The 21,062-nt window shown below is 65.4% G+C and carries 23 protein-coding genes; 11 read left to right on the forward strand and 12 right to left on the reverse strand.

Features of this window, described 5'->3' with window-relative positions; genetic code table 11:
* Positions 1 to 13: 13 nt before the first annotated feature.
* Positions 14 to 766 (reverse strand): SDR family oxidoreductase, encoded by a 753-nt coding sequence (locus WHH00_RS09450; RefSeq protein WP_188808939.1) that lies wholly within the window; start codon positions 764 to 766, stop codon positions 14 to 16.
* Positions 767 to 892: 126 nt separating this feature from the next.
* Entirely contained in the window at positions 893 to 1,618 is a 726-nt protein-coding gene (locus WHH00_RS09455; RefSeq protein ID WP_406638286.1) for a beta-ketoacyl-ACP reductase, read from the reverse strand.
* 151 nt (positions 1,619 to 1,769) lie between these two features.
* On the opposite strand from WHH00_RS09455, the gene WHH00_RS09460 reads away from it, so the two are divergent.
* From WHH00_RS09460 to WHH00_RS09475, 4 genes are read left to right on the forward strand one after another with little or no spacing between them, the layout of a single operon-like run.
* A complete protein-coding gene (locus WHH00_RS09460) occupies positions 1,770 to 2,204 on the forward strand; it encodes a DUF3099 domain-containing protein (RefSeq protein WP_406638288.1) in 435 nt (144 codons plus the stop codon).
* Positions 2,201 to 2,470, forward strand: a complete 270-nt coding sequence (locus WHH00_RS09465; RefSeq protein ID WP_406638290.1) for a hypothetical protein — start codon at positions 2,201 to 2,203, stop codon at positions 2,468 to 2,470. Before WHH00_RS09460 ends, WHH00_RS09465 begins: the two co-directional genes overlap by 4 nt.
* Entirely contained in the window at positions 2,471 to 3,343 is an 873-nt protein-coding gene (locus tag WHH00_RS09470) for an SURF1 family protein (RefSeq protein WP_406638292.1), read from the forward strand.
* A gap of 3 nt (positions 3,344 to 3,346) precedes the next feature.
* Entirely contained in the window at positions 3,347 to 3,823 is a 477-nt protein-coding gene (locus WHH00_RS09475) for a YbaK/EbsC family protein (protein WP_406638294.1), read from the forward strand.
* 19 nt (positions 3,824 to 3,842) lie between these two features.
* On the opposite strand, the gene WHH00_RS09480 is transcribed toward WHH00_RS09475, so the two are convergent.
* The gene (locus tag WHH00_RS09480; RefSeq protein WP_406638296.1) at positions 3,843 to 4,355 is read right to left on the reverse strand and encodes a GNAT family N-acetyltransferase; all 513 of its coding nucleotides are present in this window, start codon (positions 4,353 to 4,355) and stop codon (positions 3,843 to 3,845) included.
* A 19-nt stretch (positions 4,356 to 4,374) separates the two neighbouring features.
* Positions 4,375 to 5,973, reverse strand: coding sequence for an ABC-F family ATP-binding cassette domain-containing protein (locus WHH00_RS09485; RefSeq protein WP_066275709.1), 1,599 nt, complete (start codon positions 5,971 to 5,973; stop codon positions 4,375 to 4,377).
* 163 nt (positions 5,974 to 6,136) lie between these two features.
* Between WHH00_RS09485 and WHH00_RS09490 the strand changes: the two genes are divergently transcribed.
* The gene (locus WHH00_RS09490) at positions 6,137 to 6,946 is read left to right on the forward strand and encodes an alpha/beta fold hydrolase (protein WP_406638298.1); all 810 of its coding nucleotides are present in this window, start codon (positions 6,137 to 6,139) and stop codon (positions 6,944 to 6,946) included.
* A gap of 71 nt (positions 6,947 to 7,017) precedes the next feature.
* Positions 7,018 to 7,707 (forward strand): LmeA family phospholipid-binding protein, encoded by a 690-nt coding sequence (locus WHH00_RS09495; protein ID WP_406638300.1) that lies wholly within the window; start codon positions 7,018 to 7,020, stop codon positions 7,705 to 7,707.
* A gap of 62 nt (positions 7,708 to 7,769) precedes the next feature.
* Here WHH00_RS09495 and WHH00_RS09500 read toward each other — a convergent pair whose 3' ends face one another.
* The 4 genes from WHH00_RS09500 to WHH00_RS09515 all read right to left on the reverse strand — a co-directional run bounded on the left by WHH00_RS09500 (position 7,770) and on the right by WHH00_RS09515 (position 11,802).
* Positions 7,770 to 8,099 carry a hypothetical protein gene (locus WHH00_RS09500; RefSeq protein WP_406638302.1) on the reverse strand — a complete coding sequence of 110 codons (330 nt, stop codon included), beginning with the start codon at positions 8,097 to 8,099 and terminating at the stop codon, positions 7,770 to 7,772.
* A 36-nt stretch (positions 8,100 to 8,135) separates the two neighbouring features.
* Positions 8,136 to 9,509 carry a right-handed parallel beta-helix repeat-containing protein gene (locus WHH00_RS09505; protein WP_406638304.1) on the reverse strand — a complete coding sequence of 458 codons (1,374 nt, stop codon included), beginning with the start codon at positions 9,507 to 9,509 and terminating at the stop codon, positions 8,136 to 8,138.
* A 136-nt stretch (positions 9,510 to 9,645) separates the two neighbouring features.
* Positions 9,646 to 10,182 carry a hypothetical protein gene (locus WHH00_RS09510; RefSeq protein ID WP_406638306.1) on the reverse strand — a complete coding sequence of 179 codons (537 nt, stop codon included), beginning with the start codon at positions 10,180 to 10,182 and terminating at the stop codon, positions 9,646 to 9,648.
* Between the two features lie 84 nt (positions 10,183 to 10,266).
* Positions 10,267 to 11,802 carry an alkaline phosphatase gene (locus tag WHH00_RS09515; protein WP_406638308.1) on the reverse strand — a complete coding sequence of 512 codons (1,536 nt, stop codon included), beginning with the start codon at positions 11,800 to 11,802 and terminating at the stop codon, positions 10,267 to 10,269.
* A 368-nt stretch (positions 11,803 to 12,170) separates the two neighbouring features.
* On the opposite strand from WHH00_RS09515, the gene WHH00_RS09520 reads away from it, so the two are divergent.
* From WHH00_RS09520 to WHH00_RS09535, 4 genes are all read left to right on the forward strand, one after another.
* On the forward strand, positions 12,171 to 13,958 hold the full coding sequence (locus WHH00_RS09520; protein WP_406638310.1) for a multicopper oxidase family protein: 1,788 nt from the start codon (positions 12,171 to 12,173) through the stop codon (positions 13,956 to 13,958).
* 174 nt (positions 13,959 to 14,132) lie between these two features.
* Positions 14,133 to 14,777, forward strand: coding sequence for a biotin transporter BioY (locus WHH00_RS09525; protein ID WP_406638312.1), 645 nt, complete (start codon positions 14,133 to 14,135; stop codon positions 14,775 to 14,777).
* Between the two features lie 10 nt (positions 14,778 to 14,787).
* On the forward strand, positions 14,788 to 15,513 hold the full coding sequence (locus WHH00_RS09530; protein ID WP_406638314.1) for an energy-coupling factor ABC transporter ATP-binding protein: 726 nt from the start codon (positions 14,788 to 14,790) through the stop codon (positions 15,511 to 15,513).
* On the forward strand, positions 15,510 to 16,133 hold the full coding sequence (locus tag WHH00_RS09535) for an energy-coupling factor transporter transmembrane component T family protein (RefSeq protein ID WP_406638316.1): 624 nt from the start codon (positions 15,510 to 15,512) through the stop codon (positions 16,131 to 16,133). The genes WHH00_RS09530 and WHH00_RS09535 overlap by 4 nt, the downstream gene beginning before the upstream one ends.
* A 16-nt stretch (positions 16,134 to 16,149) precedes the next feature.
* On the opposite strand, the gene WHH00_RS09540 is transcribed toward WHH00_RS09535, so the two are convergent.
* Together WHH00_RS09540 and WHH00_RS09545 are read right to left on the reverse strand one after the other, a co-directional pair.
* Positions 16,150 to 17,316 (reverse strand): thiolase family protein, encoded by a 1,167-nt coding sequence (locus WHH00_RS09540; RefSeq protein ID WP_406638318.1) that lies wholly within the window; start codon positions 17,314 to 17,316, stop codon positions 16,150 to 16,152.
* 1 nt (position 17,317) lies between these two features.
* On the reverse strand, positions 17,318 to 18,724 hold the full coding sequence (locus WHH00_RS09545) for a class I adenylate-forming enzyme family protein (protein WP_406638320.1): 1,407 nt from the start codon (positions 18,722 to 18,724) through the stop codon (positions 17,318 to 17,320).
* Between the two features lie 59 nt (positions 18,725 to 18,783).
* Here WHH00_RS09545 and WHH00_RS09550 point away from each other — a divergent pair, with 59 nt between their 5' ends.
* Positions 18,784 to 19,662, forward strand: a complete 879-nt coding sequence (locus WHH00_RS09550) for a neutral zinc metallopeptidase (RefSeq protein ID WP_406638322.1) — start codon at positions 18,784 to 18,786, stop codon at positions 19,660 to 19,662.
* 188 nt (positions 19,663 to 19,850) lie between these two features.
* Here the strand turns inward: WHH00_RS09550 and WHH00_RS09555 are convergent, their stop codons facing one another.
* Together WHH00_RS09555 and sufC are read right to left on the reverse strand one after the other, a co-directional pair.
* Entirely contained in the window at positions 19,851 to 20,183 is a 333-nt protein-coding gene (locus tag WHH00_RS09555) for a metal-sulfur cluster assembly factor (protein ID WP_066275677.1), read from the reverse strand.
* 14 nt (positions 20,184 to 20,197) lie between these two features.
* A complete protein-coding gene (gene sufC, locus WHH00_RS09560; RefSeq protein WP_066275675.1) occupies positions 20,198 to 20,986 on the reverse strand; it encodes a Fe-S cluster assembly ATPase SufC in 789 nt (262 codons plus the stop codon).
* Positions 20,987 to 21,062: the final 76 nt, after the last annotated feature.

Below are 21,062 nucleotides of genomic sequence, written 5' to 3' on the forward strand. Positions count from 1 at the left end.
GCTACCGGTTGGCCTAGTTCGTGCCCTTACCGAAGTAGTCCGCTCCGCCGGCGTATTCAGTGTGGCCGGATTCGACGTCGGCTGTGACCATGCCGGCCACAACCTCGGCAAACTCCTCCACCGAGTACAGCTTGCCGGCTTCAGCGCGGCGGGCCTCGATGGCGCCCGGCGTGGAGCGGTCAAGCAGCGTGGCCGTAACGGTTCCCTCGATCATGTCGCCGGAGACAACCACCAGGGTGATGCCCTTCTCCGCAAGGTTGGGGATGAGTTCGCGCAAGGCGTCCTCGCCGGCGCGCTTGCTGCGGGCCACCGGCTCATAGGCCTCCATGGTGGGCACGGTGTTGATGAAGTGGGCCTGGTGGCTGGTCACAAAGACCACCCGCGAGCCTTCCTTCATCAGGGGAACGGCCGCGTTGAGCATGTTGACCTGGGCGTCGCGGTTCAGCTTCAGCGCGTAGTCCTCGCCCATGCCGGTTTCCATTCCACCTGATGCGTTCAGCACCAGGATGTCCAGGGAACCGAAGTTTTCCATGGCTGCGGACGCGAGGGCCTGCACGCCTTCCTGGGTGGTGAGGTCCGCGCCCACGGCCACCGCCCGGCCGCCGTCGGCCTCGATGCCCTGGACAACCTTGTTGGCGCGCGGCGCCTTCTGGCGGTAGTTCACCACGACGGCGGCGCCCTCGCGGGCAAGGTTCTTGGCGACCTCCGCGCCGATTCCCCGTGAGGATCCGGTCACGATGGCAGTCTTGTTATCCAGCAGTCCCATGCGGGCTCCTTTTGTCTGAAACGTCTAAATTGCTGATGGCCTGCAGTCCATCATGCCAGCGGCAAAAGCCAATTCCCTTGTGTGACCTACACAAAGAAGCGCCTTGCTGCTAGTTTTGCGGGCCGGTCAGTGACCCATGCCCAGGCCGCCGTCAACGGGGATAACGGCTCCGGAGATGTAGGCTGCCTCGTCGCTGGAGATCCAGCGGACAACGTTGGCAACCTCGCTGGCCTCGGCAAAACGGCCTGCCGGAATGCTGGAGAGGTAGTCCTTCTGCGTGGCTTCGGGGAGCTCGGCGGTCATGTCCGTGTTGATGAAGCCGGGCGCCACGACATTGGCGGTGATCCCGCGGGAACCGAGTTCACGGGTCAGGGAGCGGGCGATGCCCACCAGGCCGGCTTTTGACGCCGAGTAGTTGATCTGGCCCGGGGCCCCGTACAGGCCCGACACGGAGGAAATCAGGACAACACGGCCTTTGCGGAGGCGGATCATGCCCTTGGAAGCGCGCTTGATCACACGGAAAGCACCGGTGAGGTTGGTGTCGATGACGGACGTGAAGTCCTCTTCGCTCATGCGCAGCAGCAGCATGTCCTTGGTGATTCCGGCGTTGGCCACCAGGACTTCCACGGGACCGTGGGCAGCTTCCACTTCCTTGAAGGCCGCGTCCACGGAAGCCTCGTCCGTGACGTCGGCTTTGACTCCAAGGATCCCGTCCGGCAGCTTCGTTTCGCTGCGGTACGTCACGGCAACTTTGTCGCCGTTGGCCAGGAACGCCTCGGCGATGGCCATGCCGATGCCGCGGTTGCCGCCGGTGATCAGGACGCTGCGGGGTGCGGTGGCTGCTTCAGTCATGTAGGGGCTCCGGAATCTGCGGCACGCGGGGGCCGCTGTAGCTGGGGGGATTTAACTGACTTCGATCTTAGCGCCCGCCCCGGGCCGGGTTTGGGCGCCACTGCTGATGGTGAGAGAATTGATGCAAGCCTTTGGAGCGTGATAAACCACCGTGACCCTTGAAAACCATGCGGGACAATCCGCGCCTGGAGAACCCGGCCGGTTCTCCGGCGATTCGGAAGTCCACAGCATCACGGATGCCGCTGGAGCCCATTCGGAAGACATGCGCCAGCGCATGATCAAGTACGCGTTGGCCATGGGAATCCGCATGGTGTGCCTGGTCCTGATTTTCGTGGTGGACGGCTGGTTCAAGATCATTCCAGTGGCCGGTGCGGTGTTCCTGCCCTGGATTGCGGTGATCATCGCGAACGGGAATGACAAAGCGGAGGGCCACAGCGACCTGCTGCTGGATTCAGCCCCCCTGGCCGAGCTGGAAAGCCCGCCGGCGCGGATCGCTGGAGAGGATCCCGGCAGTGAACTCCTGCAGGGCGAGCTGATTATTGACGACGACGAATCTCCGTCCGGGCGGGAAAGGAAGGCCTCGTGAGCATCTTTGACTTCGCCGCCGCAACCGATCCCGCAGCGGCGGAAGCCGGTGCCATCTGTTCCCGCAAGGCGTGCCGTGCGCAGGCTTCCTGGCAGCTTCTGTGGAACAACCCGAAGATCCACTCCCCGGAACGCCGCAAGACCTGGCTTGCCTGCGCCGAGCACCGGGGTTGGCTGGAAGACTACCTTCAGACCCGGGGCCTCTGGAAGGAAACCCTTCCCCTCGAGGACTCGCGGACGTCCGGTGACCCTGGGCGGGACAGCTGAATGTACCGTTTCCTTTTCTCCAGCAAGTGGCTGGGTTATCTGCTGCTGGCTGCCATCTTCGCCTCTGCGTGCGTGTTCCTGGGACGCTGGCAGATGGACCGGCGTGCGGAAACCCTTGCTGAGATCAACCGCGTGGTGACCAACTACTCGGCAACTCCCATACCGTTCTCGGATGCCCGGGAGCAATTCAACCAGCTGGACCCCGCCATGGAGTGGACCCAGGTGGAGCTGCGCGGCACCTACCTCACCGATGGCCAGCGCGTAGTCCGGAACCGTCCGCTCAATGGCCAGCCAGGCTATGAAGTGGTTGTCCCGTTCCGCCTCGCCTCCGGTGAAACCGTGGTCATCGACAGAGGGTGGCTGCCGATCGGCAACAATAATCCGGGTGCCCCCGACTCGGTGCCGGAACCTCCCGCAGGTGACGTGACCGCCGTCGTGCGTTTGAAGCATCCTGAACCCGAACTCCAGCGTGGTGCACCCGAAGGCCAGCTGGCGTCCATCGACCTTGCCGCCTACGCCGGCCAACTCGGGTATCCGCTCCTGACCGGCGCGTACGGCCAGCTGGCGTCGGAGACTCCGCCGGCGGCGGACATGCCGTTCCCGTTCCCGAAGCCTTCCACCGAGGAGGGGACGCACCTCTCCTACTCGCTGCAGTGGTTCGCGTTCGGCGTCCTGATGTTCGTCGGTTTTGGTTACGCCGCACGGCAGCAGGCGCGCAATGCCGCCATTGATGCGGAGGACGACGGGACACCGCAGGGTGCGCCGCACCCCGCAGCCGGCGCGCAACGCCGTCGTCCGTCACCTCCCAGGAAACGGAAGAAGGCCACCTCCGAGGAGGAGGAAGATGCCCTCCTGGACGCGCAGGGGTACTGACGCATGACGGAGTACGACGGCGGCCCGGTCGGCCGGGTGAGCTCAGCATTGGTCCGTTCCGGCGTGGGCGACACCGTGCGGACCTTTCCGGCCGGAGTCCCGACGGCGTCCGCGGCGGCGGAGGAATTGGAATGCGACCTCGCGGCAGTCACCAACAGCCTGATCTTCGACCTCAACGGAGAGCCCCTGCTGATCCTGGCCAGCGGTGCAGCCCGCGTGGACACAAAGCTGGTGGCTGAGCACTTGGGTGAAGGCCGAATCCGCCGGGCCTCCCCCGACTTCGTCCTGAAGCACACCGGCCAGCATGTAGGCGGAGTAGCCCCGGTGGGCCATCCCGAAAAGATCAGGACGCTCCTGGACGAGTCGCTCCAGAAGCACGATCTCCTTTGGGCGGGAGCAGGCGACCACAACTCAATGTTCAGCATCACCTATAAAGACCTGCTCAGGATCACCGACGCCGAAGAGATGCCGGTCCGCTAAGCCAGCGCAGCAAGAGCAACTACTTGGCCGGGAATTCCAACTTCATGACAACCCGCGGCCAGTCATCCAGGCCATGTGCAGCCTCTTCTTGCACCATCTGCCCCATGCCGTCCGGCCACTCCGATTCCGGAACCGTCCGAAACCCGAGGCGGGCATAGTATGGAGCGTTCCATGGAACATTTGCGAAGGTGGTCAAGGTCATTCCCCTAAGACCACGCGCCGTTGCCCAGGAAGCCGCCGTGTCTATGAGTTGACGGCCGAGTGCCTTCCTCGACATGAGCGGGTGGACGCTCACCTGCGCTATATGGGCAAAGGAGTCGACCACGTCGATTAAGAGGTAAGCAACCGGCTCGTCACCCGCATCGCTCGCGACCCATGCCCGCCCTTCCTGCTGATAGGCGGCAAGGGTTTCGAGCGCCGGCGGTGGGTCATCCGCGATTGCGTCCATTCCAACCAACCGGAATGCTTCCCCGGCTGCCACTTCGACGTCGCGGATCTTCAGAAGGTCGCTTGCGCGCGCTTCCCTGATCATCCGGCCGTTCCCCAAGTGCCTAAGCGAGCGTAATCAGGTCCAGGTAGTCTTCGTTCCAGTGGTCCTCGACGCCGTCCGGCAGGAGGACAACGCGCTCCGGGTTGAGGGCCTCGACTGCCCCCTCATCGTGGCTGACCAGGACGACGGCTCCGCTGTAGTTCCTGAGGGCACCCAGGATCTCTGCACGGCTGGCGGGGTCCAGGTTGTTGGTGGGCTCGTCGAGGAGGAGGACGTTGGCGCTGGAGGCCACAATGGTGGCAAGGGCCAGGCGGGTCTTCTCGCCGCCGGAGAGGACGCCGGCGGGCTTGTCGACGTCGTCGCCTGAGAACAGGAACGAACCCAGGATGCCGCGGACCTCGGCGTCCTTCATGTCCGGGGCGGCCGAGCGCATGTTCTCCAGGACGGTCCGGTCCACGTCCAGGGTTTCATGCTCCTGGGCGTAGTAGCCCACCTTCAGGCCGTGGCCGGCAATGACGTCGCCGGTGTCAGGCTGGTCCACACCAGCGAGCATCCGCAGGAGGGTGGTTTTGCCGGCACCGTTGAGGCCAAGGATGACCACCTTGGAGCCGCGGTCGATGGCCAGGTCCACATCGGTGAAGATCTCCAGCGAACCGTAGGACTTGCTGAGGCCCTCCGCGGTGAGCGGGGTCCGGCCGCACGGCGAGGGGTCCGGGAAGCGCAGGGCTGCCACGCGGTCGTTCTCGCGTACGGCTTCCAGGCCGCTCAACAGGCGCTCGGCGCGCTTGGCCATGTTCTGGGCTGCAACCGCTTTGGTGGCCTTGGCGCGCATCTTGTTGGCCTGGTCAAAAAGGACCTGGGCCTTCTTCTCGGCGTTGGCGCGTTCCCGCTTACGGGCGCGCTCATCCGTTTCGCGCTGGGTGAGGTAGCGCTTCCAGTCCATGTTGTAGAAGTCGATCTGCGCCCGGTTGGCGTCCAGCAGGAACACCTTGTTCACGGTGGCTTCGAGCAGTTCGGTGTCGTGGCTGATCACGATCAGGCCGCCCTGGTGGTTCTTGAGGAAGTCACGCAGCCATGCGATGGAGTCGGCGTCGAGGTGGTTGGTGGGCTCGTCGAGGAGCATCGTCTCGGCGTCCGAGTAGAGAATGCGTGCCAGCTCCACACGCCGCCGCTGGCCACCTGACAGGGTCTTGAGCGGCTGATTCAGCAGGCGGTCCGGCAGGGCGAGGTTGGAGCAGATGGCCGCCGCCTCGGCCTCGGCCGCATAGCCGCCGGCTGCCAGGAACTCGGATTCAAGCCGGTCATAGCGGTTCATCGCCTTGCGCTGCACTGCGGCGTCCTCGCTGGCCATTTCCTCGTGCGCCACGCGGAGTTTGCCGACGGCGATGTCCAGGCCACGGACAGACAGGATCCGGTCCCGTGCGAGCTGCTCCATGTCCGGCGTCCGGGGATCCTGCGGCAGGTAGCCGATCTCGCCGGTGCGGGTCACTTTCCCCGCGGCAGGGAGTCCTTCGCCGGCAAGGACCCTGGTGAGGGTGGTCTTCCCGGCGCCGTTACGGCCCACCAGGCCGATCTTGTCTCCCTTGTCGATGCGGAAGCTCACCTGGTCCATCAGGAGCCGGGCGCCGGCACGCAGTTCAAGATCCTGGACAGTAATCACAGCAGGTAAGGCCTTTCACAACAGGGAACGCCGCAGCCCTCACACGATGTTGGGAGGGAGCCGGGGCAGAGTGGCCGGAGAACGGCCCATCCAAGTCTACCGTCCAGGGCCGTCCACGCAGAACGCTCCGTCTGCTGCCGCCTGTTCAGTTAGCGTTGGGGGCATGACCGCGATGGACTTCCCTGCCCGAACTTTTGGAGTCCGGACCGGGCCTGGAGTCCACATTCACGGCTTCGAGATGGGGCCGGCCGACGGAGCGCCTGTTGTCATCCTGCATGGATTAGCCGGCAGTGCGCGCGAGTTCTTCACGACGGCACGTGCGTTGCCGGAGTTCCGGACCATCGTGGTGGATCTGCGCGGGCACGGCAGAAGTACCACCCGGCCAGGCGACCTTTCCCGCGAGGCCTTTGTTGCCGACGTCGTACGTGTTATCGAATCAGTGGTCAGCGCACCCGTGACGCTCATTGGACAGTCCTTGGGCGGGCATACGGCGATGCTGGTAGCGGCCGCACGCCCCGAGCTGGTGTCCCGGCTGGTCCTCCTTGAGTCCGGCGCAGGCGGCGGAGGCGGGCAGGACCATGAACATCTCGGTAGGTACTTCCGGTCCTGGCCCCTGCCCTTTGCAAGCCGCACGACAGCCCGGGAATTTCTTGGTGACGGCCCCCTGGCCCAGGCGTGGGTGGCTGACCTGGAGGAAAGAGCGGATGGCCTGTGGACGCGGTTTGAGGCTGACGTCATGGTGGCCGCCATCAATGCAGTGGCCGCGCCCCGCTGGGACGAGTGGGAGAGCATTGCCGCACCCGCGCTCGTTGTGTATGGAGAACACGGCATGTTCACTGCGGAGGACAAAACCGAATTCTGTGAGCGCGGCCGTAACGTCCAGCGCGTGGATCTGGCCGGAGCTTCCCACGACAGCCATCTGGATGCGTTCGACTCCTGGATGAAGGCTCTAAGACAATTCATGGACGCCTAAGGCAGAGCGGGTTGCAGCGTGGGCGGTTTTGGCGTTTCCCAGCGAAGGGGGTGAGCCATCAGACTGTCCTGATGGAGTGGACTCGTGCGAAGGACTGGCTGATCGGTGCTGTTGGGATGGTCCTCGTCCTGGGGGCTGCAACTGCAATCACGTGGTGGGTGGTGAGCGATCCGTCCACCGGGGTTGAGGCTGCGCCTGCGCCATCGCCAACGGCGGGTGAGCGCGTGCCGGAGGCTAAGCCTCCCGCAGGCCTGGGCACGGACGAGGTGTGGCTCGCTGATGTCGCCCTGGACGCCGGGACGCTGGCGGCAGCAGGCTCGGTGCTCCATGACGTCAGGGCCGTAGGGCAGGACGTGGTTACGGGACCGGACGGGATGGTCGCCCAACGGCTCACGGTGGATGCGACTGTTCCGTTCGAGGTCGTCGCCGGCAAACTCGGTGATGGGACCGTGGTCCGCGCCGCCGAGGGCGGCCAAGTCATGGTGGTACGCACCGTCGAGGCCCTGGGCCGCCAACTGGCCGTCACCGCTACTGGCACGGTTGAGGCCGACGCCGGCAGGCTCGTTGTCGAGCCGCGTTCGATCGACTTGGGCGGGCCGGGCATTGTCTCCGACGCCGTCGGTGCCGTGGTGAACAGGCTCGTGACCATTGAACACGACATCGAGGGCCTGCCCGAGGGGCTCGTACTCCAGGACGTCGCGGTCCAGGAAGACGGTTTCCGTGCCAGGCTCAGCGGCGAGGACGTCAAGCTCGGTCCGTGACGGCGAGTGGCCGGAAAATGCTCCGGCAGCTCCCCATGGGGAGCGTTGCTGTTGCGAAAACCCTAGGTGGGCTTTTTGTTCAGCACGTCCGGAACGTCCTGCCGCCGCCGCAGTTCCAGGAGCCCAACAGCATTGGCTCCGGTGAACACGGCGCTGAGGGTGATCAGGAAGTCCCTGACTGTCGCAGACGCAGGGTCACCGGCCTGGGCGATCAGCGATATGGCGAGGATCAGGCCTCCTACACAGAGTCCGCCCGCGCTGGGGAAGTTCCGCTGCCGCATAGGGTCTTTCACTTTCCGGGTCCCGCCGCACTGGCGCCTTCCCTGCTCGGTCTTGGAGTCATGCACCTGACCGTAGGCCTCGCCAGCCAGCGGATCAATGCTCTTGATCAAATCCTGAGCATTGGAACCGGGTACCACGTTGGATGTTCATGCTGGTGCTTCGCATCGGTCGGTGCTGAGAACACCGAAGGTGGAACCATGTTCCTTGCCGGTGCGCGCCTGCCAGCGTGCGGCCAGCTCGATCGTCTCCGCGCTGCCGTAGGCGGTCTTCGTGCCCGGGCCAAGCTTGATGATGTTGTGGTGCAGGTTCAACCCTTTGGGGGGCTTCTTGTCGCCGCTGATGTTGAGGTAGCTGTCCCGGGCGCGGATGAACTGGTTCCGGGTGACCTCCACATCCATGGGCAATTCCGTGTCATACGTCAGGATGTGGGTACCCTTGCCTTCCCTGTCCGGCCGGAGGGTGGCAGCCCACGAGTAGCCCGCGTTGACGCAGATGTTGTGGTTGAACATGCAGCGGATATGTCCCGAGCCCGGGGTCGCTTCGCCGGCAGACCACATCTCGAAAGTCTGGTTGCAGTTCTCTACGCGGTTGTTCCGGAAGTGGATATCAGTCCACGCCTTTGCCTCCTTGGTTGCCGTCCCCTGCATGGTGAAGGCGACGTCATAGCATTCCCGGATGGTGCTGTTCTCGATAACGATGTTGGACGCACCGATCCAGACCTCGACGCCGTTGCCGTAACGGGTTCCGTCAGAGGCCAGTTGGGATCCGCCAAGGTCCTCCAGGCGGCAGTTCCTGATGCGGATGTTCTCGGAGCCGCCAGTCGCAATGCCGTGTGCTCCATGGCCCTCGATGTGGATGCCGTCGAGGATGCTGTGGGAGGCTGGCCGGAAGCCGTCCTGCTGGACCGCGATAGCGACGCCGTCGCCCGGGGCAAAGGACGAACTAACGTACACAAAGGCCTCGTCGCTATAGAAGTCCCACTGGTTCTCCAATGCCTCCAGGCTGGTGCGCTTCCCTCCACGGATGAGGCCTGCCACCTTCAGGAAGCCAACGTTGGTGGACGGCGCGGCGGTGTTGCCCCTGTACTGGCCGGAACGGGCGGTGATGTCCAGCTTCCATATCCCTTTGGCGTGCTGGGTCCAGGCTGCTTTGCTGATCTTGTAGCCGCTGACTTTCGGGCGCGGGCCCGTGCCGTAGGCGCCCACCGTGAAAACGCCAGCCGTGCCCTGGATGGAAGGCTCGTGGAGAGTGCCGAAGAATGTGTCGCCGCGCTTGAGCAGGACGGCGTCGCCGCGGCGCAGTTCCCCTTCGCGGAGGGCGGCACGGACGCGCGCGAGGCTATGCCACGGGGCGGCCTCCGTGCCCGGGCCCGAGTCGGATCCAAAAACGCTTACGTACCGGGTAGTGCTGCCCCCGCCGGGCGGAGTGTGTTCGTCCGTGAACAAAGCGGAACCCACGACGGCCGCGCCGGCGCCTTTGAGGAGGGTGCGGCGGCTTAGTGGTCTCAGAGCTGGTTGCATTGCCGGGGGTGTTCCTCACGGAGATGTCACCAGCGATTTTATCCGGCGGCAACGGGCAGGGGAACGGTCAGCGGCAGCCCGGACCATCCACCCCAGGCCCCTGCACGCGGGGCCGGTCCGGGTGCGCGCTGCCGCGTTATTCATTGACGAGGACGGGCACCCCTACTGCCGCGGACACAGCCCGGGGCTTGAGCTCGGCCGGTACAGGGATGTTGAACTCTTCACCGTCGTCGGACGGTCCCGAGTGGCCATGGTCTTCCGCGCCGAGATGGTGAACGAAACGGGCAGTGCCAAGGAGGTTGCCGCTGTCATCGTAGAACCCGGCGAGCACCTGAAGTTCGAGCAGGTCGCTGACATCGCTGGTGACCTTGACGGATCCGGTGGCGGCCTGTCCATCGAAAGCCAGGCCTTCGAACTCAAGCCTGTCATCGAAGGCGCCCTGGACCTGGAGAATTTGGCCTGGGGACGGGCGCGTTGTCCGGAGTCCTGGCAGGTCCGGTTCCCCCTCGGCACTGGCAAGGCCGGGAAAGGTTGTTTTGGCGGCGGCAGCAGGCGGGGCAACGGCCCCGGGGCCTGGCGTGGAAACCCGTCCCATGAGCACGACGGCGGTCAGCAGAAACAGTGACGCGGCGATGAGGGCCCCGAGCAGGAGGATCCGCGACTTGCGGTTCATCGCGTCCCCCTTGGGTGTGCTGTGACCGCGGGGTGGTCCACCGCCCGGACAGCGACGGCCAGCCGGCTGTGGTTCAGGCTGCTCTCAGCGCAGAACACGCAAAGCCTGGCCCACGATGTCGAAGAAATCGGTGTTGTCCACGCTGCCCTGCAGTTGTTCCGCACCCGGCCCGTAGGCGTATACGGGCACGTCGGCTCCGGTGTGGTTTCCGGAGGCGTAGGACAGCCAAAGACTCGCGTCCTTGGAACCGTCCTCGACTTCGGCGGGATCATTGGGGGTTCGGAAGGTGGCTGGGCCGAAGTTCTTTGGATCCGTGGCGCCCTCGCCGTTGATGATGCCTGTGGAGCGCTCCTCGTCTTTGAAGATTCCGCCGCTCCGCGCCGGAGTGGAGTTGTTCGCGCTGTTCCTGGAATCCACATTGGCTGGGGGTACTGCTGCTTCGGCGTTGGTGAAGGAGCCCTTTTCGATGATGTTGAAGCCGCCCGTTTCGTGGTCTGCGGTGGCAATCACCAGGGTATTGCCGTCCTTTTTCGCGAAGTCAAGGGCTGCGGCGACGGCGTCGTCAAAGGCCTTGACTTCATCCAGTGTCTGGGCCGCATCATTGTCGTGGGAGCGCTTGTCGATCAAGGCGCCTTCAACCTGCAGGTAGAAACCTTTGCCGCTTGACTGCTCCTGGTTCAGCAGTTCGATGGCCTTCTTCGTCATCTCCTGCAGGGATGGCTCGTCCGCCTCGGGTGCTTCCGGGTTGTCCTTCTTGGACTTTTCGAGGGTGAGGTTTCCTGTATTGAACAGGCCAAAGACCTTTTCACCGGAGGCCCCGTTCAGGTCTGCCCGTGTGGCGGCGATCTGGCTCGAGACCGAGCCCAGGATCGAGTAACCCTGCTCCTTCAGCGCCGTTTCATCCTCGGCGTCGAAGCGGGCCATGCCGCCGCCGAAGATAACGTCAGCAGTGCCGTTGCGGGCGATCTGGTCAGCTATGGGGGTTACCCGGACATCGCTGGTGGACAACTTGTCGCCGGTGACATCGGTATCCTGGCACGCGTCGGCGGAATAGTCCGGTCCCTGGCAACCACGCGCAAGGACGTGGCTCATCTGACCGGCCGGCGTTGCGTCGGTAACTTCGGCAGTGGAAACGTTGCCTGTGCGGTAGCCGGCCTGCTTGGCCAGCTCCATAATGGTGGGCACCACAGTGCCCTTGGCGTCCACCCCGATGGCATTGTTGTATGTCTTCACGCCGGTGGCGAAGGCTGTGGCAGCGGCAGGAGACGCGGTGACCATTTCAGGCTTGAAGTCCGCCTCACCTGGCTGGCCGGAGTTTTTCTCCACGGAATAAGTGCTGACGGAACCGTGGGACGGGAGGGTTTCCATCACCAGCCTGCCCTCGGCACCGTAGAAGCGCTCCCTGGCAGCTGTGACATGGGAGCGGCCCATACCGTCGCCCAGCAGGTAGATGACATTCTTCGCCGGCGATTGAAGGGCTGCGGGCGCCGGCCTGGTAGCGGTAAACACCGCGAAGGCGACCAGCGAGACCGCCACCACCGCGCCAAGGACGATCCACACAATGCCGCGCGTTTTCCTGGCAGGACCGTCGGCCAGGAGTGCGGGCGGACCGTATCGCATCAGCAGGCCCCTCTCACTCGGGGGTGGCCGTCGAAATCTGCACGGCCTTCAGCGGGAGAGGACGGATTTCGTCCCGGGCAAGGGACAAACAGGCCGCGTACGGGGCCTGGCTGCTGGTGAATGGCGTTACATGTCCTGATCCCAGCAGGCGCAACGGCGGCTACCAAAGAATCCCCCCTAGACGAGCGTGTTAGAACACCATAGGAAGCAGTGACGGCGGAAGGAAGGGAACGTTTCCATCCTTCCGATTTCTTCAGCGAATCTTGAGGTGCCGTGAACCCCGGGCCCAACGGCCCTGTTCCAGAACCGCACCGGACTCGTACCGTAAATCAAGGGGGGACTCATCTTTCGAGCGAAAAGAGTCCGTGATGTATCTAACCCGACGCCAGCTGTTGCAGGCCGGTGCGGTAGCCGGCGCAGGCATCCTGGTACGGCCGGATGCCGCCCTGGCAGCCCCCACCCTTGCCCGGCAGGCCGGTCCCCTGACTATGTTCTCCGAGCAGCTGCCCACGCTGGCCGAACTAGGGGTCCTCGATATGCGGGCGGGCGGCCATACCGAACTGTGGATGCACAACGCCGAGCACAACTTCCACAGCCAGCTTGGCTCCACGGACACGTTCGCCTACCGGGCCGACGGCGCATCGCAGACGTACCTCGGGCCGGTCATCGTCGCCCAACGCGGCACCCCGTTCGCCCTCACCGTGCACAACCGGCTGGGAGAGCACCCGCTGGCGTTCGCCATCGACGATGAACTGGTGCCGCGCGGCAGCGACGACGACAAGGCCCCGCGCACCTCGACCCACCTGCATGGCGGCAACACCAGGCCAGGGTCCGACGGCGGCCCGGAACAGGTCTTTTCCCCCGGCAGTTCCTACACCTACCACTACGACAACAACCAGGATGCCGCCGGGCTCTGGTACCACGACCACGCGCTGGGCATCACCCGCCTGAACGTCTACGCCGGACTGGCAGGCGGCTACCTCATCCGGGACACCCCAGGGCCGTCCGGGACAGGCATCGACACCGGAGACGGAACCCACCTCCCGCCGCCCCCATTCGAGGTGCCGCTGGTCATCCAGGACCGGATGTTCAATCCCAACGGGTCCTTCGCCTACCCGCCCAATCCGGACCTGACGGACAGCGACGGCACCCCGCGGCCCTGGGCGCCGGAGTTTTTCGGGGATGTGGCAACGGTCAACGGGAAATGCTGGCCGAACCTGGACGTGGACCGGGGCAAATACCGGTTCCGCGTTTTCAACGGCTCCAACGCCAGGTTCTACAACCTCAAGTTCGTGGCGGGCGGAAACGCGCTCCCGTTCGCCCAGATCGGTACGGATGGAGGTCTTCTCGATACCCCGGCCAAGCTCAACAAACTGGTCCTGGGCCCGGGCGAGCGGGCAGACCTTGTGGTGGACTTTGCGGGTTTGTCCGCCGGATCCAAGGTGGTCCTGGGCAACAATGCCCCCACCCCTTATCCGGACGGCCCCGTTTCGGCGAAGCGTGGCGGGGTTCCCCTCCGCGAAATCATGCAGTTCACCGTGCAGAGCACCGCCGGCTACACGGCGCCGCTGCCGGCGCAGTTGCGGCCCCAGCCCATGACGAGGCTGGCAGGAATGCCCACAGCGGCCACCCGCCAGATGACCCTCGTGGAAGTTCTCAATGCGGCGGGCATCCCCATCATGGCCCTGCTGAACAACCGCCCCTTCCACACCACCGACATCACCGCTGTGAAGGGCGACACCCTTGAGGAGTGGGAGCTGATCAACACAACAGTGGACGCGCATCCCATCCACCTCCATTTCACCCAGTTCCAGGTCCTCAACCGCCAGCGCTTCGATGTCGGCAAATACCTTGCCGCCACCGGATACGTTGATCCCGGCACCGGGCTGGTGACGCCGGGCCAGGGCAGCAGCGTGCCGGTCACGCCGTTCCTGATTGGCCGCCCGATGGCGGCACCGGCCAACGAGCGGGGCTGGAAAGACACCGTGGTGTCGATGCCCGGCGAAGTGACGCGGATCCGCGTTCCGTTCGGGGCGGGCGCAGCCGGTGGAGCGCCATTGGCCATCGGCTCCTCGTTCAAGGGCGAATACGTCTGGCACTGCCACATCCTCGAGCACGAAGACAACGACATGATGCAGCGCTACGTCATCGAATAATGGCCGTCCACCAGGGCACCCCCGGCGCGCCGGGCAGGATATAGCCCGGCTTTGTGCCCTGCCTGAAGCGTCAGGCAACCCGCTTAGTAGACCCCCTACAAAAACCCCGCAGTTCCGCACCAGTAACGTCGGCAGTACATTAGATTCCGCTTGTACAACCCCGACAGGACTGCCATGAGCAACACCGACACCGCCGTTAAGAATCCCGCCAGCGCCGGGCGCCGCCGCTGGAACGCCACCGACCTTGGCCTGATCGCGGTCTTCGCCGCCCTGGTTGCCGGCGCAGCCCTGGTCCCCGGCCTGGCGGTGAACGGATTCGGCGTCCCCATCACTTTCCAGACCCTGGCCGTGATGCTGACAGGCCTGGTGCTCGGCCCGGGACGGGCCTTCGCAGCCGTGGGACTCTACACCCTCCTGGGACTCGCCGGCCTGCCCATCTTCAGCCAGGGCCGCAGCGGCCTGGGCATCCTCGCCGGCCCTTCAGCCGGCTACATCATCGCCTTCCCGATCGCGGCCTGCGTTGTTGGCTGGCTGGCCACCATCGTTATCCGGCGGACCACCAAGGCCAGGGCGCTCTGGTTCTTCGTCTCCGCCGCCGTCACCAGTGCCGCAGTGGTGCACTCCCTCGGTATCGTGGGGATCGCCCTGAACACCAAGGCCACCCTGGGGCAGGCTTTCCTGAGCGACCTGGTGTTCTACCCGGGTGACATGGTGAAGAACATCCTGGCAGCCGTCATCGCCGTGGCCCTCCACCGCGCCTTTCCGGACATCCTGGTGCGCCGCGTCCGGCGCAGTGCCGCCCAGCCTGCCAGGGCCTGAGGGACCCGCCATGCCCGCCGTGACCTTTGACCACGTAACGGTTGCCGTAGAAACGGACACCACACCGGAACCCAAAGTCCTGCTCGACGCCATAAGCCTGCGGCTCACAGAACAGCGGATCGGCGTGATCGGTGCCAACGGCTCCGGGAAGTCCACCGTGCTTCGCCTGGTCAACGGGCTCGTCCAGCCGACGGCAGGCAAGGTCACGGTGGACGGCAAGGACACAGTCCGCGACGTCCGGGCAGTGCGCCGGAATGTGGGTTTCGTCTTCACCGATCCCCTGTCCCAGCTGGTGATGCCCACGGGCCGGGAGGACGTCGAGCTGTCCCTGCGCCGCTCCGTCCACAACGGTACGGAGCGGCGGAAAGCAGCCGAAGCGGCACTGGAACGCCTGGGCCTGCTGGAATTGGCGGACCAGAGCATCTACGAACTCTCCGGCGGGGAACGGCAGCTGATGGCCCTGGCCGCAGTGCTCGCCGTGAACCCCTCAGTGCTGGTCCTCGATGAGCCGTCCACCCTCCTGGACCTCCGCAACCGCGAACTCCTCCGCAGGACCCTGGCAGGACTGGACCAGCAGATCATCATGTCCACCCACGACCTTGGGCTCGCGCTGGAGATGGACAGGGTGCTGGTGATCGAACAGGGCGAGGTAGTGTTCGACGGCGGCGCGGCGGCCGCCGTCGACCACTACCGGACACTCTGCGCGGACGGCCTGCCGGCGGGTGAACCACGGTGAGGGGCCACGGCTTCCTGCTGGCCAACTACGTGCCGGGACACTCCTTCATCCACCGGGCACCGCTGGTGCTGAAGTTCCTGCTGGTCTTTGGCTGCGGCCTGGCCTCTTTCATTGTGGTGGATTGGCGGGTGTCTCTGGCAGTGCTCGCCGCGCTCTGCTGCCTGTTCCTCCTGACTGGCGCCGGACTGAAGAAGCTGTGGGCCGCCATCCGCCCGCTCGCCGCCGTGCTGCTTGTCATCGGAGTGTTCCAGTGGTGGATGCTGGGAGCACCCACGGCCGCGCGTATTGTCCTGAACATCCTGGTCTGCGTGGTGGCTGCTTCCCTGCTGACCGCCACCACTCCCGTACAGCGGCTCCTTGACGGAGTGGTCAGCGCAGCCGGCCCCTTCAAACGGTTCGGCGCCGACCCCGAACGGTTTGCCCTGACCATCGCCATCATGCTGCGCAGCATCCCCTATATCGCCGGCACTTTCTCCGACGTGCGGGACTCCGCCCGGGCAAGGGGGCTGGAGCGCAATCCGCGCGCCCTGATCCTGCCTGTATTCATCACCTCGGTGGCATTCGCCCGCCAAACGGGCGAGGCGCTCGCGGCCCGCGGCCTCGGCGAAGCAGAAGACTGAGGCCCCGGGGACGGGTTCAAAGCCGCTGGTATTCCAGCAGCGCTGCAGTTCCCATGCCGCCGGCGCTGCTGATCATGGCCAGCGCCAGGCTTCCCGGTGTTCCGGCCCGGCGTGCCTGGGCCAGCAGCCGGGTCACCAGGACTGCCCCTGACGCGCCGTAGGCATGGCCCAGGGCCAGCGCGCCGCCGTCGAGATTGGCCCGCTCAGCGTCAATTCCCACCTGGTCAAGGCAGGCAAGCGTCTGCGACGCAAAAGCCTCATTGAATTCCACCAGGTCCACCTGGTCCGCGGAGAGCCCCGCGGCTGACAGCACGTCCCGCGCAGCGGCGGCCGCACCGACGCCCAGCAGTTCCGGGGCCACTCCCGCAGTTCCGCTGCCCAGCACCAGCAACCCGTCGTCCGCACCTAAACGCCTCGCACGTTGCAGGGACGTTATGACGACGGCGGATGCGGCGTCAGCGTCGAAGCAGGAGTTCCCTGCGGTGACAGTTCCCCCGTCAACAAAGACGGAGGGGAAGCGCGCCAGGACCGCGGCGTTCAGTCCCCGCCTGGGACCATCATCCGCACCGGCCGTCCCGCCGTCCGTGTCCAACGGAACCAGTTCGGCGTCGAACACCCCTGCGTCCCTGGCCGCCAGTGCCAGTTGGTGGCTGCGCAGCGCAAATGCATCCTGCCGTTCCCGGCTGACGCCGAACTCCCGCGCCACGTTTTCTGCGGCAACGCCCATGTCCGGATCGCCGAAGCCTTCCGGCACGAACTGTGCCCGCGCGTAGAACTCCGGCCCGCCGTCGTCGTTCCTGTACGCGCGCAGCGGCGCTGTACTCGTGCTCTCCACTCCCCCGGCCAGGTACAGCGGGTTTCCGCCCGCAGCCACCAGCCGCGATGCCAGGACCACCGCGTCGAGCCCGGAGCCGCACTGGCGGTCCACGGTAATGCCCGGAACGCTGACGGGCAACCCCGCCTCCAGCAGGGCCAGGCGGGCAACATTTCCGCCGCCGCCCACGGCGTTGCCGATCACAACATCGGCCACACTGCGAGGTTCCACCCCCGTTCCCGCCAGGAGTTCACGGAGCACGGGCGCGAGCAGCTCGTGGGCACGCAGGCTCCGGAGGGCACCGTTGGTGCGGCACACCGGGGTCCGGAGGGCGGCGATGATGACGGGCTGCCGGTCCGGAGGGAGCATGTCAGCTGTCAAGGCTGCGTACCCTGCGGTCCCGGGACCTGATCCAGTCCAGCAGCAGGCTCCGGCTGACTTTGCCCCTGTCCGTGGTGGGCAGTTCGCCCAGCAGGTAATACTGGAGGGGGCGCTTGTCCCGGGCAAGGATGTCCTCAAGCCCGGCGCGGAGCTGGGTGGCCGTAATTCCGCCATGGGAGGCAACAATGCCGGCCACAACCCGTTCGCCGCGCAGGTCGTCCGGCATTCCGGCTGCCACGGCCGCGGACACACCCGGCACCGCTGACAAGGCCAGTTCTACCTCATGCGGGTAGACATTCTTGCCTGAGGTGAGGATCATGTCCGCGCGGCGGCCCAGGATGTGCAGTTCTCCGTTGGCCAGGTATCCCTGGTCCCCAACAGTGAACCAGCCGCCAAAGGACTTCAGGGCTTCCCCGTCGTCACCCCAGAGGTAGCCGTTGCTCACCAGGGCGCTGCGGACGCAGATATTTCCGGGTTCCCCGTCGTGCAGCGGCAGCCCATTGTCATCGAGGATCCGCACGTCAACCCCCGGGAACGCCCGGCCGATGCCCGTTCCGCCAACAACTGCCGGCTGGCTGGCGGCCAGCCCTGCCCCCGAGACGAAACTCAGCTCGGAAGCACCGTAGTACTCGAAAATGGTGGCGTTCGGAGCCCACCGGCGGGCGGCCTCGAGGGTCCTCGCGTCGAGCTTCGAGCCGGCACAAATGATGGTCCGGACGCCGGAGGCGTCCACGCATCCGGTCAGGCCGCGCTCGCTGAGCATCCGGAGCATGGTGGGCACCAGCACCAGCCGGGTGACCCGATCGTGGGTGATGGCGGCATGGACGTCGCCCACGTCGAAGCTTTCGAGGGTCTGGAATTCCGAACCGGCGTAGAGACATTCGGCCAGGGCATACAGGTTGAGGCTTGCGGCAAGGGGGCCCGGCGCCAGGGTCACATCGTCCGCGCGGAGCCCGAAGAATTCGATAGAGGCCTCAAAGGATTCCTGCCAGGACCGCCGGGACCGCGTGAAGGCTTTCGGAATCGATGTGGTGCCGGAGGTGAGGCCGATCAGGAAGGTGGACCCGGGATCCCCGTCTGTGAGCTCATCTTCCGCGGACACCGCGGCGGGCTGCGCGCACGCGTCCACGCGCCGCTTCATGTCTTCCTGCAGCGGGCCCGGCCACGCGGGGTCGAGGACCGCGCATTGCCGTCCACCGGCCACTGCCGCCGCGAACTTCGCCGCAAAATCCACCGAGTTGGCTTCGCACAGTGAGGTGACGGACTTAGTGTGGGGTACCAGCGCCGCAGCGGAATCCCGGAGCTCCGCCCAGGAGAGGCGGCGCCCGGCAATCACGACGGCGGTGTCGTGGGGCCGTTCCCCGGCCCAGCGCTGGATTCTGTTCAGGAAAGGCATCGCACCAACTTTACCGGCCCGCACGGGTTGATCTCCGGGTCCGCGGGTAATGTGACTCTATGAGTTTCAACGACAACGTGCAGCTGGACCCCTCCCAGGTCCAGGACCGGCGCGGCATGGGCCGCGGAGTAAAAGTGGGCGGCGGCATCGGCGGTGGGCTCATCCTGCTCATCGCGACACTCCTGGGTGTCAATCCACAGTTGCTGGAAGGCCTGGCAGGAGCGGGTCAGGAGCCGCAGAGCCAGGGCACCGCACCGGCCTGCCAGACAGGAGCCGACGCGGACGCCCGGGTGGACTGCCGCATCACCGGCACCGTGAACAGCCTGAACGCCTTCTGGCCTGCCTACCTGCAGCAGTACAACGTGCAGTACCCGCAGCCGGAGACGGTGATCTTCGAGCAGGGCGTCAGCACGGGCTGCGGCACGGCTTCCAGCGCCGTAGGACCGTTCTACTGCCCCGCCGACACCACTGCCTACTTTGATCCCGGGTTCTTCCAGGAGCTGGTGGACAGGTTCGGCTCCTCCGGTGGACCCCTGGCGCAGGAGTATGTGGTGGCCCACGAGTTCGGACACCACATCCAGAACGTACTGGGCAACCTCGACCAGGCCCAGCAGGATCCCCAGGGACCTGAATCCGGCGCCGTGCGGGTGGAACTGCAGGCCGACTGCTACGCGGGTCTCTGGGCCAAGCATGCGTCAACCCAGCCCGGGCCCGACGGACAGCCGTTCCTGGAGCCCCTCACGCAGCAGGACCTGAACGACGCCCTGTCCGCTGCCTCCGCTGTGGGTGACGACCGGATCCAGGAGGCGGCCACAGGACGGGTCTCTCCCGAGGCCTGGACCCATGGTTCAAGTGAACAGCGCCAGCGCTGGTTCTACACGGGCTACGAAACCGGCGACATCAACCAGTGCGACACCTTCAGCGCCGCCACCCTATAAACCCGTCGATTGCTCCGTAGATGTCGTTTTGGGGCCTGAAAACGACAAGTACGGAGCAATGGATGGGGGCCGGTGGGTGGTTCACGCTCCCGAGGTACCCCAATCGAGCTTGCGAGATTGGGTAGGGAGCGGGGAACGACGACGGCCGGTCACCTTCGCGATGAAGGTAACCGGCCGTCGTCGTACTGCTAGATGTTGAAGCCGAGGGCCCGCATCTGGTCCTTGCCGTCGTCGGTGATCCGTTCCGGACCCCACGGCGGCATCCAGACCCAGTTCAGGCGCCAGTCGTCAACAACGCCGTCCAGGGCTTTGCCCACCTGCTCCTCGAGCACGTCGGTGAGCGGGCAGGCCGCGGTGGTCAGGGTCATATCGATCAGCAGCGCGCCGTCGTCGTCCGAGTACTTCAGGCCGTACAGCAGGCCAAGGTCAACGATGTTGACGCCGAGTTCGGGGTCGATGACATCCTTCAGCGCCTCCTCGACATCCTCAAGGCTGGTGCGTGCCGCGTTGATTTCGGTCATGGCGAACGTCCTTACTAGGCCTGCGCCACGGCGGGTGCAGCGGCTGCGCCGGCACCCTTGGCGTAGCGGTCGTAGCCTTCTTCTTCGAGGCGGTCGGCAAGCTCCGGGCCGCCTTCCTCAACAACCTGGCCATCCACGAACACGTGCACGAAGTCAGGCTTGATGTAGCGCAGGATGCGGGTGTAGTGCGTGATGAGCAGCGTGCCCATCTTGCCTTCGGCGTGCGCACGGTTGACGCCCTCGGAAACAACCTTGAGCGCGTCCACGTCCAGGCCTGAGTCGGTCTCGTCCAGGATCGCGAACTTGGGCTTGAAGAGTTCCAGCTGGAGGATTTCAACCCGCTTCTTCTCGCCGCCGGAGAAGCCCTCGTTCACGTTGCGCTGGGCGAAGTCGGCGTCGATGCGCAGCTGCTCCATGGCAGCCTTGACGTCCTTGGTCCAGGTGCGGAGCTTGGGTGCTTCGCCGTCGATGGCGGTCTTGGCGGTGCGCAGGAAGTTGGTCATGCTCACGCCGGGGACCTCCACCGGGTACTGCATGGCCAGGAAGACGCCGGCGCGGGCACGCTCGTCAACGCTCATCTCCAGGACGTCTTCGCCGTCCAGGGTGATGGAGCCGCTGGTGACGTTGTAGCGCGGGTGGCCGGCAATGGTGGAGGCCAGCGTGGACTTGCCGGAGCCGTTGGGGCCCATGATGGCGTGGGTTTCGCCGGTCCGGATGGTCAGGCTGACGCCCTTCAGGATTTCCTTGGTGCCCTGCTCCGTCTCAATGCTGACGTGCAGGTCCTTGATCTCAAGAGTAGACATGTGTCTTGTTCTCCTCTGCACCGGGCCTGGGCGGCGGTGCGGTCTCTGTCTGGAAGGTGGTTCGTAATTCTGTGGT

This window comes from Pseudarthrobacter quantipunctorum, from assembly GCF_045291495.1.
GTDB lineage: Bacteria > Actinomycetota > Actinomycetes > Actinomycetales > Micrococcaceae > Arthrobacter > Arthrobacter quantipunctorum.